General features: G+C 35.7%; 14 protein-coding genes. 4 read left to right on the forward strand and 10 right to left on the reverse strand.

Annotated elements, in window-relative coordinates; all coding sequences use genetic code 11:
- The first annotated feature begins 322 nt into the window (after window positions 1-322).
- The 3 genes from acnB (at window position 323) to ACFFIT_RS10615 (ending at window position 4,906) form a co-directional block, all read left to right on the forward strand.
- Window positions 323-2,920, forward strand: coding sequence for a bifunctional aconitate hydratase 2/2-methylisocitrate dehydratase (acnB, locus tag ACFFIT_RS10605; protein WP_385877643.1), 2,598 nt, complete (start codon window positions 323-325; stop codon window positions 2,918-2,920).
- Between the two features lie 225 nt (window positions 2,921-3,145).
- The gene (locus tag ACFFIT_RS10610; RefSeq protein WP_385877644.1) at window positions 3,146-3,379 is read left to right on the forward strand and encodes a DNA polymerase III subunit theta; all 234 of its coding nucleotides are present in this window, start codon (window positions 3,146-3,148) and stop codon (window positions 3,377-3,379) included.
- A gap of 285 nt (window positions 3,380-3,664) precedes the next feature.
- Window positions 3,665-4,906, forward strand: coding sequence for a niacin permease NiaP (locus ACFFIT_RS10615; protein WP_385877645.1), 1,242 nt, complete (start codon window positions 3,665-3,667; stop codon window positions 4,904-4,906).
- 93 nt (window positions 4,907-4,999) lie between these two features.
- Here the strand turns inward: ACFFIT_RS10615 and uvrD are convergent, their stop codons facing one another.
- Entirely contained in the window at window positions 5,000-7,195 is a 2,196-nt protein-coding gene (gene uvrD / locus ACFFIT_RS10620) for a DNA helicase II (RefSeq protein ID WP_385877656.1), read from the reverse strand.
- 195 nt (window positions 7,196-7,390) lie between these two features.
- On the opposite strand from uvrD, the gene ACFFIT_RS10625 reads away from it, so the two are divergent.
- Window positions 7,391-7,858, forward strand: a complete 468-nt coding sequence (locus ACFFIT_RS10625) for an Lrp/AsnC family transcriptional regulator (protein WP_385877646.1) — start codon at window positions 7,391-7,393, stop codon at window positions 7,856-7,858.
- Window positions 7,859-8,085: 227 nt separating this feature from the next.
- On the opposite strand, the gene ACFFIT_RS10630 is transcribed toward ACFFIT_RS10625, so the two are convergent.
- The 9 genes from ACFFIT_RS10630 to ACFFIT_RS10670 form a co-directional block, all read right to left on the reverse strand.
- A complete protein-coding gene (locus ACFFIT_RS10630; protein ID WP_385877647.1) occupies window positions 8,086-8,361 on the reverse strand; it encodes a DUF1289 domain-containing protein in 276 nt (91 codons plus the stop codon).
- Between the two features lie 196 nt (window positions 8,362-8,557).
- Window positions 8,558-9,916, reverse strand: coding sequence for a C4-dicarboxylate transporter DcuC (gene dcuC / locus ACFFIT_RS10635; RefSeq protein ID WP_385877648.1), 1,359 nt, complete (start codon window positions 9,914-9,916; stop codon window positions 8,558-8,560).
- 18 nt (window positions 9,917-9,934) lie between these two features.
- The gene (rihC, locus tag ACFFIT_RS10640) at window positions 9,935-10,861 is read right to left on the reverse strand and encodes a ribonucleoside hydrolase RihC (protein WP_385877649.1); all 927 of its coding nucleotides are present in this window, start codon (window positions 10,859-10,861) and stop codon (window positions 9,935-9,937) included.
- A 70-nt stretch (window positions 10,862-10,931) separates the two neighbouring features.
- Window positions 10,932-12,170: a PfkB family carbohydrate kinase gene (locus ACFFIT_RS10645; RefSeq protein WP_385877650.1), complete on the reverse strand. Its 1,239-nt coding sequence runs from the start codon at window positions 12,168-12,170 to the stop codon at window positions 10,932-10,934.
- 236 nt (window positions 12,171-12,406) lie between these two features.
- On the reverse strand, window positions 12,407-12,919 hold the full coding sequence (locus ACFFIT_RS10650) for a YegJ family protein (protein WP_385877651.1): 513 nt from the start codon (window positions 12,917-12,919) through the stop codon (window positions 12,407-12,409).
- A 719-nt stretch (window positions 12,920-13,638) separates the two neighbouring features.
- Entirely contained in the window at window positions 13,639-13,830 is a 192-nt protein-coding gene (locus ACFFIT_RS10655) for a hypothetical protein (RefSeq protein WP_385877652.1), read from the reverse strand.
- Window positions 13,820-14,458, reverse strand: a complete 639-nt coding sequence (rnt, locus tag ACFFIT_RS10660) for a ribonuclease T (protein ID WP_385877653.1) — start codon at window positions 14,456-14,458, stop codon at window positions 13,820-13,822. Before rnt ends, ACFFIT_RS10655 begins: the two co-directional genes overlap by 11 nt.
- On the reverse strand, window positions 14,458-14,868 hold the full coding sequence (gloA, locus tag ACFFIT_RS10665) for a lactoylglutathione lyase (protein ID WP_385877654.1): 411 nt from the start codon (window positions 14,866-14,868) through the stop codon (window positions 14,458-14,460). Before gloA ends, rnt begins: the two co-directional genes overlap by 1 nt.
- A 251-nt stretch (window positions 14,869-15,119) precedes the next feature.
- The gene (locus ACFFIT_RS10670; RefSeq protein ID WP_385877655.1) at window positions 15,120-15,683 is read right to left on the reverse strand and encodes a hypothetical protein; all 564 of its coding nucleotides are present in this window, start codon (window positions 15,681-15,683) and stop codon (window positions 15,120-15,122) included.
- Window positions 15,684-16,126 lie beyond the last annotated feature (443 nt).

Consider the following 16,126-nt stretch of genomic DNA (forward strand, 5'->3'; position numbering starts at 1 on the left):
CTACGAACAAGGCTGACTGATAATTTTCAGGTGCTAAAACCTGCATCTTGATTTCCATTGAGTATAAATTTGAAAATTCAATCCCATAATCGACTGTTTTATACTCTAAAAACACACTAAATGAAAAATATAACTAAATATCTGCACTTAATCACATTTTAATTTCTTTCAAGCATTAACAAATTAATTAAATATTGCTATGCTTAGGATATCGACTAATTTTTTATACTAAACCTTTTTTATACTAAACCTAAAGTTTTTAAGTTTTTGCTTATTGGGATTGATCTCCCTTTTTTATTACAGACTAGTAAGGAGTTATCGAATGTTAGAATCCTATCGCCAACACGTTACACAAAGAGCCGCTGAGGGTGTCGCACCTAAGCCTCTAAATGCTAACCAAGTAGCTGATCTTGTCACTTTATTAAAAAATCCGCCTGCCGGCGAAGAGGATTTTTTATTTGAACTTATTAGTCAACGTGTTCCCCCAGGAGTAGATGAGGCCGCATATGTAAAAGCAGGCTTTTTATCAGCTATAGTCAAAGGTGAAGCACAATCACCCATTATTGATAAAATTAAAGCGTTAGAATTATTAGGAACGATGCAAGGGGGGTATAATATCGAACCTCTCATCGATGCCCTAGATGACGATAATTTAGCACCAACTGCAGTTAAAGCCCTTTCCCATACTCTTCTCATGTTTGATAATTTCTATGATGTAGAAGACAAAGCAAAAGCAGGCAATCAACACGCTAAAAAAATCATTCAATCATGGGCTGATGCTGAGTGGTTTACTTCCAGGCCTAAACTGGCAGATAAAATTACTCTGACCGTTTTTAAAGTAACAGGTGAAACTAATACAGATGATCTGTCTCCAGCTCAAGATGCGTGGTCAAGGCCCGATATTCCTCTTCATGCACTTGCAATGCTTAAAAATCCACGCGAGGGAATTGTGCCTGATGAACCTGGTGCAATAGGCCCCATCAAGCAAATTGAAGAACTAAACAAAAAAGGGTTCCCTTTAACCTATGTAGGAGATGTTGTAGGTACAGGATCGTCTCGTAAATCGGCAACCAACTCTGTCCTTTGGTTTATGGGAGACGATATTCCTTTTGTCCCAAATAAAAGAGCTGGTAGTGTTGTCCTAGGAAGTAAAATAGCCCCTATTTTCTTTAATACAATGGAAGATGCTGGTGCGCTTCCTATTGAAGTCGATGTATCAAACCTTAACATGGGCGATGTGATTGATGTGTACCCATATGAAGGAAAAATTTGTAAACATGGTACCAATGACGTGTTAGCAACTTTCTCATTGAAAACAGAAGTATTGATTGACGAAGTCCAAGCTGGTGGGCGTATTCCTCTCATCATAGGCCGTGGATTAACAAATAAGGCACGTAAATCTCTGGGCCTTGGACATTCTGATCTCTTTCGCAACAATGCCGCTGTAGCTGCAAGCAATAAAGGCTTTACCCTCGCTCAAAAAATGGTGGGTAAAGCATGCGGTGTTGCCGGGGTAAGACCTGGTGAATATTGTGAACCTAAAATGACTTCTGTTGGTTCACAAGATACAACAGGTCCAATGACGCGTGATGAGCTTAAAGATTTAGCTTGTCTTGGCTTCTCTGCTGATCTTGTGATGCAATCTTTCTGTCATACAGCAGCATACCCTAAACCTGTAGATGTTGAAACGCACCATACGCTTCCTGATTTTATTATGAATCGTGGCGGCGTTTCTTTACGCCCAGGCGATGGTATTATTCACTCATGGTTAAATCGTATGTTACTGCCTGATACTGTGGGTACAGGTGGTGACTCTCATACACGCTTCCCTATCGGTATCTCTTTCCCAGCAGGATCAGGTTTAGTGGCTTTCGCTGCCGCAACAGGTGTTATGCCACTTGATATGCCAGAATCTGTCCTGGTTCGTTTTAAAGGAGAGATGAGACCTGGTATTACCCTTCGTGACTTAGTTCATGCGATTCCTTACTACGCAATTCAAAAAGGACTATTAACTGTTGAGAAAAAAGGCAAGAAAAACATTTTCTCTGGAAGAATTCTTGAAATTGAAGGCTTGCCTAAACTTAAAGTTGAGCAAGCATTTGAATTAGCCGATGCTTCTGCTGAACGTTCAGCAGCTGGATGTACCATTAAATTAGATAAAGAGCCTATCATTGAATATCTAAACTCAAATATCATCATGCTCAAATGGATGATAGCAGAGGGCTATGGTAACCAAAGAACAATTGAACGTCGTATTAATGAAATGAAAGAATGGCTAGCTAATCCAGAGCTTATGGAAGCTGACAAGGATGCTGAATATGCTGAAATCATTGAAATTGATTTAGCTGATATTAAAGAACCTATTTTATGTGCACCTAATGATCCTGATGATGCAAGATTACTTTCTGAGGTTGCTAATGATAAAATTGATGAAGTATTTATTGGCTCATGTATGACCAATATCGGTCATTTTAGAGCGGCGGGTAAATTACTCGATCAGTTTAATGGACAAATTCCAACGCGTTTATGGATAGCACCACCCACAAAAATGGATGCGGCACAATTAACGGAAGAAGGTTATTATAGTAAATTTGGCCGCAGTGGTGCTCGCTTAGAAATGCCTGGCTGTTCTTTATGTATGGGTAACCAGGCCCGTGTGGCAGATGGTGCATCAGTAGTTTCTACCTCAACTAGAAACTTCCCTAACCGCTTAGGTAAAGATGCAAATGTCTATCTAGCCTCTGCTGAACTGGCTGCTGTGACTGCAATTTTAGGTAGAATTCCAACTTTAGATGAATACTTAGAGGCAATGTCTCATGTTGACAAAACTAAGGATGACACTTACCGTTACCTTAATTTTAATGAACTTGACTATTATACTCAAAAGGCTGACACTGTTATTTTTCAAGCTAAGGTGTAATTGCCATTTTTATGGATGGGTTAATTGTAAAATATAGCCCATCTTTTTTAAGTTTATCTACTCAACAAAGGAAGATATATATCTTCCTTTGTTTTTTGGTATGATACTTAGAATTATTTTAATTCACTATTTTTTTCTTATTCTTTTTATTTTTACTTTATTGACTTTGTTTACTTTATTGACTTTGTTTACTTTAGATTTTGATAAGAGAGAGAGTAACTGATTATGACTCAAACACTTCATAACCTAGCATTAAAAACTATTGACGAGCAGCGCACTCTTCAAGTTGATATGGCAGCATCATCAGTTGCCTATGAAGAGAAGTATGGGCAATTAGTTAATATTAATGAAATTAAAAAAAATATTCCAACAGATCTTTTAGAATATTTTGACATTAAATTAGAGCACTACAGAAATCTAAGTAAAAAATTAGGTAAATTAGACTCGATTGAAGATTAAGCCTTTATCAAGCTCTAAATATAACAAATCATCATTATCCCCACTCCTTTTAAGGAACCCCACGGAATGATTTTCTTGAAGTTTCAGCGATAAGATTTCAAATCGCTAGAACATTCAATAAGCCGGCCACTCAAGTTTTGACTAATCTGTTAGTTTATTCACTGCGGTTAGGTTTCATATAAATAATAAAAATAAATTTTAACTGTTATTTTGTTTGATTTATTAAACAAGAATGCTATTATGCGTCTACTTTTTTTAATAAGGGAAACTACTAAGGAGTTATTAATGTCTCATGTAGAAATTGAACCATTTAAAACGCACAGTAAACCATCCACTTTATCTACAAAAAAACTCTTAGGAATTTCAGGCTTAGCTTGGATGTTTGATGCAATGGATGTCGGTATACTCTCTTTTATCATTGCAGCTCTAATGAAAGATTGGCAGCTTAATCCAACTCAACTGGGGTGGATTGGCAGTGTAAATTCCATAGGAATGGCGGTTGGGGCTGTTTTTTTTGGGATCTTATCAGATAGGATTGGACGCAAACAGGTTTTCATTTTTACCTTAATCCTATTTTCTGTCGCCAGTGGATTATCTGCGTTAACTAATACACTGAGCCTTTTCCTTATCCTACGTTTTTTCGTAGGTGCCGGCTTAGGGGGTGAGCTACCTGTAGCATCTACTCTAGTCTCTGAAAGTGTTCCTGCTAACAAACGAGGACAAATTGTTGTTTTACTCGAAAGTTTTTGGGCAGCAGGCTGGATTTTAGCGGCATTAATAGCCTACTTTGTTATTCCGACCTATGGATGGCGAGTTGCTTTACTATTAACCGCACTACCCGCATTTTATGCCATTTATTTGAGGCTTAAATTGCCTGACTCACCAAAGTTTGTAAACACACAATTAACGCAAGAGAAACTCTCTTTAGGAAAAAAACTCAATCTAGTATGGTCAAGACCTTATCTTAAGTCAACAACAATGCTGTGGATATTATGGTTTACCGTCGTTTTCTCATATTACGGCATGTTTTTATGGTTACCGAGTGTCATGATAGGAAAAGGGTTTACCCTTATTAAGAGTTTTCAATATATTTTAATTATGACCCTAGCTCAACTCCCAGGATACTTTTTAGCCGCTTTTTTAATAGAAAGAATTGGTCGGAAGTGGGTTTTAATCTCATTTTTAATAGGTACAGCAATCAGTGCTTATCTCTTTGGTCAAGCACAAAGTGCTGCAATGCTAATCGGCTATGGTATGTTATTGTCGTTTTTCAATTTAGGGGCTTGGGGCGCTTTATATGCTTATACTCCTGAACATTATCCAACAACAATTAGAGGTACAGGCGTCGGAATGGCAGCAGCATTTGGTCGCATAGGGGGTATTTTAGGGCCCTTGCTGGTTGGCTATATGATTAGCTTTAATTATTCAATTACTACCATCTTTTTGTTTTTTGCGCTGACTATACTACTCGGAGTTATTGCAGTAGCATTTCTTGGCAATGAAACGAAACAAACTGAACTGGAATAAGCAGACTTTTCTGCCTATTGTTGCAAATTGACTTTACGTTATGGGCTAAAAAATGATGCGACTCATTCAGTTTAGCCTTTTGTTATTATGACATTATTTAGTTAAGTTAGCATAACTGGCAATTAACCACTTGATTCCTTGTCCTTGAAAAGCAATTTGCAATCTTGTATGAGCACCCTCTCCTTCAATATTGATGATTGTACCATCTCCAAATTTAGAGTGTGTAACCCGTTGACCAAGTTGGTATTCTGAAGAATTCCACGTAGCAGCTAACTTATGGGTTGAGGCATTTCTTTGTATAGATGGGGTTTTAATAGCGCCTCTTAATCTCACTTCTTCCAATAAATTTTCAGGCAATTCAGAAATAAACCGAGAAGGCTTATGCCTAACTTCATTGCCCCATAGGCGCCTAACCTCTGTGTACGATAACGTTAATTTTTCTCTAGCACGTGTAATGCCCACATAAGCTAAACGTCGTTCTTCCTCAAGTCTGGTCTCATCCTCACCTGACATCTGACTCGGGAAAATTCCTTCCTCAAGTCCCACAATGAAGACCTGCTCAAATTCTAATCCTTTTGCAGAGTGAACTGTCATCATTTGCACCGCATCTTGATGAGCCTCTGCTTGAGTTTCGCCGGCTTCTAATGAGGCATGGGCTAAAAATGCCTGAAGCGGAGTCATCTCATAATCTTGGACCGTAATCAAAAACTCTTTTGTGGCATTTATCAGCTCTTCAAGGTTATCTATTCTAGTTTCCGCTTTTTCACCTTGTTCTTGCTTGTAATAATCATATAAGCCAGAGTGTTTTATAATATGAGCAGCTTGGGCGTTCAATTCTTCCTGATAGGTCTCTTTATCTAATGCTTCTATTAATTCAATAAAACGTTGCACCGCACCCGCTGAGCGGCCTGGTAATATATTTTTTTCTAGTAAAGATAATGAGGCTTGCCATAAGGTAAACTCATTTTGCCTTGCATGCTGACGTAGTGTATCTAATGTTCTCTCTCCCATTCCTCTTGGCGGTACATTAATAATACGTTCAAAGGCTGCATCATCATCTCGGTTTGAAATAATTCTTAAATAAGCCAATGCATCCTTAATTTCTTGTCTATCAAAAAAACGCATTCCACCATAGATACGATAAAAAACTCCTCCTTGGATCATAGCTTCTTCAATAACCCGAGATTGAGCATTACTCCTATAAAGTACAGCGCATTGTGCAAGGGGTTTACCTGCTTCATGCCATTTTTTTATTTGATCAACAACAAAGCGTGCTTCATCTAATTCATTAAAGGCTGCGTAAATGCTAATCAATCCACCCTCTTTATTTTCAGTCCAAAGATTTTTTCCCATCCTGTCTTGATTATTAGAAATAAGTGCATTTGCTGCTTCTAGAATAGGGGATGTCGAACGATAATTTTGTTCTAATCGGATGATTTCAGCACCGTCATAATCGCGTGTGAATCGACGTATATTTTCAATTTGAGCACCACGCCAACCGTAAATAGATTGGTCATCATCCCCAACTATCATTACATTAGCAGGTGTTGAATCATATCCAGAGGGCAATTGCCCTGTTGCTAAAAGTTTTATCCATGCATATTGAATATGATTTGTATCTTGGAATTCGTCCACCAAAATTTGAGAAAACCTAGCTTGATAATGTGCAAGTATATTAGGGTTATTTTTTAATAACTCATAGGTTCTTAGTAATAATTCAGCAAAATCTACTAAACCTGCTCTATCGCATGAGGTTTGATAAACAGAATAAATATTCTTCCACTGTTCATCTATTTTATTTCCATAAGTTTCGATTTCTTTAGGTCTTAAACCTTCATCTTTTTTATTATTTATATACCAAACAGCTTGCTTTGCTGGCCAATTTTTTTCATCCAAATTTAACGCTTTTAAAATACGTTTGACCATCCTTATCTGATCGTCAGGATCGATAACTTGAAAAGTTTTAGGAAGTAAAGCTTCCTCAGCATGAGTACGTAGTAAACGATGTGCTAAACTATGGAATGTACCAATCCACATGCCCTGATGAGCATTTCCCATGAGTGCACTGATCCTATGCTGCATTTCTTTAGCCGCTTTATTTGTAAACGTTACTGCAAGGATATTGTGGGAAGATAAATTTTCCAGTGCCATTAACCAAGCAATTCTATGAACTAAAACCCTTGTTTTGCCACTACCTGCTCCTGCTAGCACCAATAAATTTTGCTTTGGGGCACTTACAGCATGACGCTGTTTATCATTGAGTCCATCTAATAATTCAGATACGTCCATCATATTTTTTCTTCGTCTGCATAAACATAATAAAAAGGAAATTGTCCAAGGTAAAGGAATACTATAATTGTAAAAAGGATATATGCTAGAATACCACTAAATAGATTTTTTTTCTAAGCCTTTGAACATATAGAGCTATATTTGATTTTTTAAAAGTAGAGTGCTTAGCTAACAAAAAACAAGAGTGTATTTTTTATGGAAAATTTTGATCTTGATGAACTAGACATTCGATTACTCAAAGCTCTTCAATTAGATGCAAGTCTCACCAATGAAGCGCTAGCAAAAAAAATGCATACATCATCAGCGACCTGCTTACGTAGAATTAGCCGTTTAAAGAGTTTAGGCTATATTCAAAAGGAGGTGGTGATATTAAATGCTAATCACTTTAAAGAGTCTATTAAAGCCATTGTAGAAATTACTTTAGAGAAACAAACCAGTGATGCCATTACTTTGCTAGAAAATGCACTTATCAAACAATCTGCTGTGAAACAGTGCTATCGTGTGGCAGCAAATAGCGATATTGTTATTATTTTAAATGTTGAGTCAATGGATGAATATCATACGTTAGTCAATAAACTACTCTCCTCTCAGTTCAACATTCGCAACGTAAGAGCTCTTTTTATTACCCATCAGAGTAAATTTGATACGAGTATACCGCTTTAAAAAAACTAATGTTCATAACATAATTTAAAAAACATATTTTAAAGAACATTTTTTATAGGTTGATAAGCAAAAAATTAATATTAAATTTAATATTTATGTTTAGGGTTAGGGTTAGGGTTAGGGTTAGGGTTAGGGTTAGGGTTAGGGTTAGGGTTAGGGTTAGATGATCTAGGATTGGACATGCAATTACACCATTTTTTATTGATACTATGGGTAAGCCGAAGAAGCTATTCTTCATCAAAAAGAGGCAACTGATCAACAACGATTTGGTTTAGTGAAGGGACATTAGACTGTTGCATTGCAGCTTTCTTTGATCTGACATATCGAGCATATCGCTGTTTAGTCAATCTAATGACTTCTCTTTTTTGAGTATTATTGTAATTGAGCCACTCAAATCTTTCAGCTCTATTCCTAAAACATCCCATGCATATACCTTTTTCGTTCGTTTGGCATACTCTAATGCAAGGGCTAGGGATTTCAAAAAATTCAAACTGCTCACTCATTTATCATGTCCAATAATTGGGGAATTCAGTGATATCATAAAATAACTAAATAGTTCCTTTTTAATCAAAAATAGATAATTTAAGATTAAAATTATTTTCTAGATAATTATAATATGATTTTTACAAAGAAGGCAGTGATTATTTGAAATATCTCCCCCATAAATTAATTGAGGAAGATAAATCGAATAGAATAAAACTAGCTAAAAAGTAATATTGATAATATCAGCGTGCTTAATATACCGATTATAACAGGGATGGATGTTCTCTTTACTATATCAAAAGGATTTGATTTGGTAATAGCCGCAACAATGATGATAACTGCTGCCACAGGTGAAGCAGATCTAATTAGATTTGCCGTTAATTGCATAGGCAAGGCAACGGAAACACTATTAACATTTAAACCGGCAGTAATTTCTGGAATAATATTAATAAAAGAGTAAAAAACAGCCAAACCGCTTCCGCTGATAAACCCTATTATAGCCGTCGCGCTAGTGAAAATTAACGTGAGAAAAATACCAACATTTTCGATATTTTCTACGCTGTTAATTATCATATCAATTGTGCCTTGTTTCTTTAATCCTTCAACAAGTAGACTCGCCGCAACAATTAAAGAAACAACTTGGGCTAGCCCCGCCCCCATTCCATTAAAAAAGATCCCTAAGTCTTTTGTTGTTTCTTTGACTTTTCCTTTTCTAATTAATTCAACGCAAAGAGCTATGCCTAAACAGATAAATGTAATTTCAATAATACCAATTTTTATCTCTTTAAAAAATATTCCCAATACAAACACAAATAATAATGGAAGTACAGGAAACAACCCATAATAAGAAGGGGGCAAATCTTGCACAATGTGTAGTTTATCTTTATCTATACCAGTATCTTCAACCACCTGTTTTTTGTCCATAAATTTTTGCCAAAAATAGTGCGCGATAGCCATCAGAAATAGTGTTGGAATAGAGACTGGTGCATGATAGTAAGTCACATACTCCACTAATGGAATTCCTAGCTTTTCAGCGGCAAGCACATTATCAGCGCCAAGTGGGGTAGGCATGATAGTAGCGGTAGTCGCTATAACTGCACCAGCTGTCAAAGTTGACATGCCAGAGAATTTAAGTACTGGGTAAAGTGTTGCCATCAATAAAACAGCAAGACTTGAAGCACTTGGCACGACTAATGAAAGTAAATTTCCCAAAAGAAAAATTACTGGCACTAGAAAATAAGGAGATTTGATTTTTTTTAATGGTTTTGTTAGTAAATGCACAGTGACATCATTAGCACCAATATGTGTCATATAACTTGAGAAACCAAACAAAACCATTATAGTTAATCCTATGTTCCCTAATTGTTTAATGAATATTAATGTAACCATCTTTAAGGGATCTAACCAGATTACCCCTGTAGATTCTTTCTCATCTAAAATGATTTTTCCTGCAAATACAGCACAATAGAGTAAGCTTAATCCAGCTATAAATAAAATAGCTTTAGCATCATAGTTTTTAGCAATTAAATATCCAGCAATGATGAATATTGTTAAAGGAATAATTATATCAATCATAGAAACCTCATTTTGAATTTAACTGACTCGGCTCAATGCATTCTTAGCCCAAATTCTAAAACCCTCTACATTGATCCCCAAACAAACTGAAGCATTAGGAGATTTACCCAGTTTATTAAAAATATCAACAACTGTAGTTCCTAAAGTAAGTTCACTACTTGTTTCTATATCTACAAAACACGCCTTAGTTTCAAATAGTTCAGGTTTAGAAATATACGCAATTGCACATAAATCATGCATTGTTAATCCTGATTTCATGCTACCAGACCGATAATGACCAAATACTTTATGAAGCATATTGCATGCGTAATTCATTTTAGGTAGTGCATCTATGATTTCAGGGGGTAATATTGCTTGTCGCGTGACATCTAATCCAACCATGACAAGCGGTAAACCTGCGTGAAAAACAATCTTTGCTGCTTCTGGATCTATAAAAATATTAAACTCTGCATTCGGAGTATGATTCCCTCTTCCCGCAGATCCCCCCATCAATACAATTCGAGCAATTTTTTCTTTTGCCTCAGGGTATAATGTTAGAAGTAAAGCAATATTAGTCAGTGGCCCTACTGGAACTAACGTTATTTTTTCATTCGAAGACATCAATAATTTATACATTTCATTTACTGCATTATCAGCAAGCAGTGGTGTAAGCTCATCATCATAATCAAAGCCATCCATGCCTGAATGACCGTGTATATGCGCTGCATTATCCAAATTTCTAATTAATGGCGCTTTTGCACCTTTTGCTAGTGGGATTTTTTTCCCAAGAAATGCAGTTAATCTTTGAGCATTAAACGTTGTTTTTTCAATATCTACATTGCCCGCGACTGTCGTCATTAACCGCATATCAATTTTAGGGTCAAATAGTGCTGCAATGATGGCTACGGCGTCATCGATACCCGGATCTGTATCAAAAATAATAGGAATAGATTGGTTATTAGACATTGTGACACTCCTGTTTCATTTTTAGTTTGTATTAATAAATATGTATTTAGATAAATCTTTATTTATATTGTTAAACCCTTTGCATACGATAGAGTGGCTCTGATTGAATGCGATTTAAAACCCAATCGTGACTTGGCATATTTGAGGCCCCTTTCCGTTCGACTGCTAAAGAAGCAAATGCATTAGCATACTGAATCGCATAGTGAATATCGCAACCATTTGCTAATGCACCAGCTAGAGCACCATTAAATGCATCCCCTGCTCCTGATGTATCTATAGGGATGGCTTTATAAGCTGGAAAATGTAAATACTCATTGCCATCGAAAAAAAGTACTCCTTGATGAGACAACGTAATAATGATTTTTTTTACTCCCATCTGATGAATCTTTAGTGCCGCTTGCTTAGCTGTGTTAATATCTTCAACAACTATTCCTGTTAAATCAGAAGCTTCTGTTTCATTTGGGGTCAAAATATCAATTTTACTTAATACTGATCTTACCTCAGGTAAATAAGGCGCTGGATTTAAGATGACTTGCAAATTAAACTCTGCTGCTTTTGTTAATGCATATTCAGTCATCTCAAAATTATTTTCTAATTGTGTCAAAAAAACCCGCCCTTTTTTTAGAAAATCTAACTGAGAATCTATTTCAGATCTGGTCAAAGTCTCATTGGCACCTGGATTTATGGTAATAAAATTTTCTGCATTCTCTGTATTAACAATTATTATGGCATTTCCAGTATGCACAGAGAGGTGTTCGAATAAGGATAAACTATTGATTTTAGTTGATTGAAGGTACGTTTTTGCCATCTCATAAAACTCATCTCTGCCAACTTTTGCTGTAAAATGGACATGATTATTGACGTTCGCCGCAGCAGTAGCTTGATTAGCCCCTTTTCCACCTGCATAAAAATGTGTAGACTTCCCTCTAACCGTTTGGCCACTTTTAGGGAATGTTACCACTTCTGAAACGATGTCGACATTAAATGAACCTAAAACAAACACCTCTGGTTTATTATGATTTGTCATCATAGAAAGCTCCTGAGTATCTTGATAAATTGATAAACTATTAATAATATTTTTTAATCCCGATAATTGAAAAATATGCTGACTTATAGGCCCTAGTATTTCAGCACCACCATAATGAATTGAACAAATCCCATTTTTTTCTAATAAACTCAAATCATTGCGAATGGTTCTTTCCGTCACTCCAAGCTTTTTAGCTAGTACATTTACTTTAACTTTGCCAGATTCATTTAATTGCTCAATGATATGAAGTAATCTCTGATCCTTTGGGGTGCTACCACGCATAACAAAACCTACTCTGTATTTTAGTGTTAAGATGTCAGTACTTTGGGGTATTTTTTTAAAAAATTAGTGAGGTAATTGTATAAGATGGGAATTAAATTAAATAGCGAACATATCAACATAAGGTTTTAAAACGGAAAATAAATTTCCGTTTTAAAACCTTATGTTGTTCATTAAATTGTATTTAGAAGGGAAACTCAGTAATTGGCTTGAAAAGCTGGTAGACCATTTTTGTTTAATTAATTACATTCTATACCATAGTTCTGTTGGTAATATTCAACTTCCTCAGATTGCATATACTTAAATTGAGCGCACATAGTGAAATTGCCTTTCATCTGGCCATCCTTAGTATATGCCCAGTCGGAAACGTCAACAACATCAAAACGGTATCTTTGGCCTAGCGATAAATGTGTAACATAGGCAGGTTGATTAGCAATTGAACCCTCAATTTGATTATCCACTTTCTTAATATCAGAAAGCCAGATATGCTCACCTTCATTTGTCTGAGGATTAACAATTAACACTTTCATGCCAAAGCTTTCAACTTCAGCTGCAGGATCTTCAAGAGCTCGGAAAAATTCATCTATTGAAGCACGAGCATTTCGTATCGCTTGATTCATTTCTTCATCATCTGTTTCCACTTCAATAACTCCTTTTTGAGTAGATTCACTCTCATTATTTGCGAAAGTAGAATTTACTGAAAACAAGGAAAGAAATACTGAAACAAAAATTATACAGATAGTTTTTTTCATAATATCACTTTAGGTTCATTTAGTCCCTACGAATAAAGAACTTAATAATTATTATATGTTAAAAAATTCAGCAAACAACGCACGATAAAAAACTGAAGGACCAATCTAGTACAACAGAGAATAGTGCAATTATTTCTGGATTTATATCGGTGTTACTCTAAAAAAACTTGTATCAACAAGATAGCTTAGATATTATTCAAATGTTGCTGTCCAATCACAGCTAATCTAAACAAGATCACAGAGGTTTTTTATTTACATAACTTTAATTATACCCGTAAAAAAGCATACTACAATACTTTTTTATACTAGTACCTGTATTGAAGAGATGATCTTATTCGTTGGAATTTTATCTTGATTGCTCCCCGCGCTAAAAGGCCATACTTCCCACTTTATCTGATAAAACCTTTGATAACGTTTATTTTCATAAGCTTTTATGGGCAGAAACAACGAATCCCACCAGGTTTAAATCATCTATCCGTTTGTGCTAGATGCTGAGGGCCGCGTTGATGTTGCTATTATATTCTTTATAACAAACAGGGTAAAACTAGCAAGCATTTTTATCGGCGGCTGAAAAATTGGAAATTGTGATCTTAGAAATGGATGGAATAGCCGGACATCTTCCCCTATTTTTTATTTATCCGTGAACCTTTAGTCAGTATCATGGTCAATAATTTGAAATCATCTAACAGACGTTAAGAAAGGAATTGAAATACACCTTTTTACAAGCCGAGTAATTGAGCCGAGCTTTGGTTATTATGCTTTTTCGCTTGTAGTACTGGAGGTTCTACAAGCGAAACGATTAATATAGACTGTAAAATGGTAAGAACACCTAAAAGAGCACTCTTATATCCAAGTCTAGTTGGACGAGGGTTTACAGGCTTTTCGCTAAAAGCGCTAATATCAATTGTCAATATTCATAGGCCAACCGCCTAATCTTTTCCATTTATTCACAATTTGACAAAATAAAAGAGCAGTTTGATTAGTATCATAAAGAGCAGAATGCGCTTGACTATTATCAAAACCAATACCTGCTAGGTGGCACGCTTTAGCCAGCACTGTATGGCCATAAACTAATGCACTTAAGGCAGCTGTGTCAAATGTAGCAAATGGATGAAAAGGATTTTTTTTTATCTTAGCGCGTTCAGCAGCTGCCATGACAAAAGAAAAATCAAAATTAGCGTTATGTGCTACCATCACTGCTCGAGAACAATCCGTATCTTTGATTCCTTGACGAATCTCTCTAAAAATTTCTTCAAGAGCAGTTTGCTCATCAACGGCATTTCTCAAAGGATTACTAGGATCAATTCCATTAAATGCCAAAGCATCAGGATTTAGAAGAGATCCCTCAAAAGGTTGTATATTAAAATGAAAAGTACGATCGGGACTTAGCCAACCATCTGCATCCATTTTTAAAGTTATAGCGGCTATTTCTAAAAGTGCATCAGTTTTAGAATTAAAACCCGCTGTTTCTACATCTATAACGACAGGATAGAAACCTCTAAATCTATCGCTAAGCGCAGAAAAATCATTATGATGCATTAGCTGTTACCTAATCCTTTTCCTATATTTTCACTTTGAATTAACTCAATTTTGTATCCATCTGGATCTTCAACAAATGCAATAATTGTTGTTCCCCCTTTAACAGGGCCAGCCTCACGTGTCACTTTTCCACCTTGCGCTTTAATTTGGGTACAGGTTTCAGCAACGTCATCAACACCTAGAGCAATATGTCCATAAGCATTTCCAAGATCATAACTGCTAACTCCCCAATTGTATGTCAACTCGATTACAGCTTGTTCTGATTCATCTGCATAGCCGACAAAAGCCAGAGTATATTTATATTCTGGATTTTCACTTGTTCTTAAAAGCTTCATCCCAAGGATCTGAGTATAAAAATCTATAGACTTCTGTAAATCACCAACTCTTATCATTGTATGTAATAAACGCATTCTAAATTCTCCTGATAATTAGGGTAAATTAATATCATTTTTCAAAAAATACCGCAAATTGCATGGTTATTTGTCATTTTGCCACAATTACTTGATATATTATCATAAAGAAATGCTTAGTTGTTCAATTTACTGACTAACTTTTATTAATTAGAGTTCGTTACTTAAAATTTTCAATTTGAAGTAAGCAAAAAACAGAAAAAACGCAGAAAAAAAGCAACATAAAGTATGTTTATAGATGCACATCTACTTTACTGTATTCTCTTTGCTTCACATGCTTTTCTTTCTTCTGGCATTCTTTTAGTGATAATTTGCACTGTATCGTCTACTGAATCTATTGGGAATCCCATGTCATCAAATGCGTTGAAACCAATAACTCTATAGGCACTTAATGGCTGTTCAACAGGTGCTCTAAAAGGCAGAATTTCACCTGAACCAATCTTTCCAAATTCATGCAATATTGGGTTAAGTGGATTACATTTTTCATCTAAAGGTAGAATGACAATATATCCACCATGCACAGAAACTTTACCTTTATTTTCTATGCTCCCACCAACGAAATTTTGACCTTCTGCTGAAAGCCCCATATGAAATGTAAGATGTGGGGAAGGTCCCTCAACCAGGGCAGTTTCTTTGCTAAGTTCATGGATTAATTCTGCATCTTTGTTTTTACCGCCTGTTAGATCTTGCTGCTGCTCAATTTCTTTTGGCGAAAGGTGTGCATCTTTTGGTTGTTCAGGGTAAAGGATAGATGTGCCTAAAGCAGAAGTAGAAAGTAAAATTGAGCTCATTAAAACAATGTATTTTTTATTCATAACTTACCTATTTCTCCATTTTAAAACAATTAGTTAAATACCAACCCATCAAATACACATCAGTGTGTAAATGTGCTCATAATCCTAAAAACATCTAAAAATATTTTTAACTTAATAAGTTATTAATGGTTATATTACTTTTTTAATTACACCTCTATTGTCTAATACTTCGTTTGATTAAATTATATTAAGATAAATTCATTGACTGGCAAATTGTTGCATGTGATGATTTTTACTAAATCATAGTGTTTAAGCAAATCATAGTGTTTAAGCAAATCAATCATTGCAAAAGCCTTATCAACAATTCTTTTGTTTCATTACATAAGCTAATTACTTGTTAAAAGCAAACAAATCAATGTACATACTCACTCGACGCTATTAATCGAGTAGAGCACAGGAACTGCCCCTGCACCCTCTCACAGAACCGTACGTGACACTCTAGC

Origin of the sequence: Thorsellia kenyensis (assembly GCF_042432445.1) — a bacterium.
Classification (GTDB): domain Bacteria; phylum Pseudomonadota; class Gammaproteobacteria; order Enterobacterales; family Thorselliaceae; genus Thorsellia; species Thorsellia kenyensis.

Excerpts from the sequence above, each read along its gene's own strand:
- acnB (WP_385877643.1), top strand. The coding sequence starts at position 323 with ATGTTAGAATCCTATCGCCAACACGTTACACAAAGAGCCGCTGAGGGT.
- ACFFIT_RS10610 (WP_385877644.1), top strand. The coding sequence starts at position 3,146 with ATGACTCAAACACTTCATAACCTAGCATTAAAAACTATTGACGAGCAG.
- ACFFIT_RS10615 (WP_385877645.1), top strand. The coding sequence starts at position 3,665 with ATGTCTCATGTAGAAATTGAACCATTTAAAACGCACAGTAAACCATCC.
- uvrD (WP_385877656.1), bottom strand. The coding sequence starts at position 7,195 with ATGGACGTATCTGAATTATTAGATGGACTCAATGATAAACAGCGTCAT.
- ACFFIT_RS10625 (WP_385877646.1), top strand. The coding sequence starts at position 7,391 with ATGGAAAATTTTGATCTTGATGAACTAGACATTCGATTACTCAAAGCT.
- ACFFIT_RS10630 (WP_385877647.1), bottom strand. The coding sequence starts at position 8,361 with ATGAGTGAGCAGTTTGAATTTTTTGAAATCCCTAGCCCTTGCATTAGA.
- dcuC (WP_385877648.1), bottom strand. The coding sequence starts at position 9,916 with ATGATTGATATAATTATTCCTTTAACAATATTCATCATTGCTGGATAT.
- rihC (WP_385877649.1), bottom strand. The coding sequence starts at position 10,861 with ATGTCTAATAACCAATCTATTCCTATTATTTTTGATACAGATCCGGGT.
- ACFFIT_RS10645 (WP_385877650.1), bottom strand. The coding sequence starts at position 12,170 with ATGCGTGGTAGCACCCCAAAGGATCAGAGATTACTTCATATCATTGAG.
- ACFFIT_RS10650 (WP_385877651.1), bottom strand. The coding sequence starts at position 12,919 with ATGAAAAAAACTATCTGTATAATTTTTGTTTCAGTATTTCTTTCCTTG.
- rnt (WP_385877653.1), bottom strand. The coding sequence starts at position 14,458 with ATGCATCATAATGATTTTTCTGCGCTTAGCGATAGATTTAGAGGTTTC.
- gloA (WP_385877654.1), bottom strand. The coding sequence starts at position 14,868 with ATGCGTTTATTACATACAATGATAAGAGTTGGTGATTTACAGAAGTCT.
- ACFFIT_RS10670 (WP_385877655.1), bottom strand. The coding sequence starts at position 15,683 with ATGAATAAAAAATACATTGTTTTAATGAGCTCAATTTTACTTTCTACT.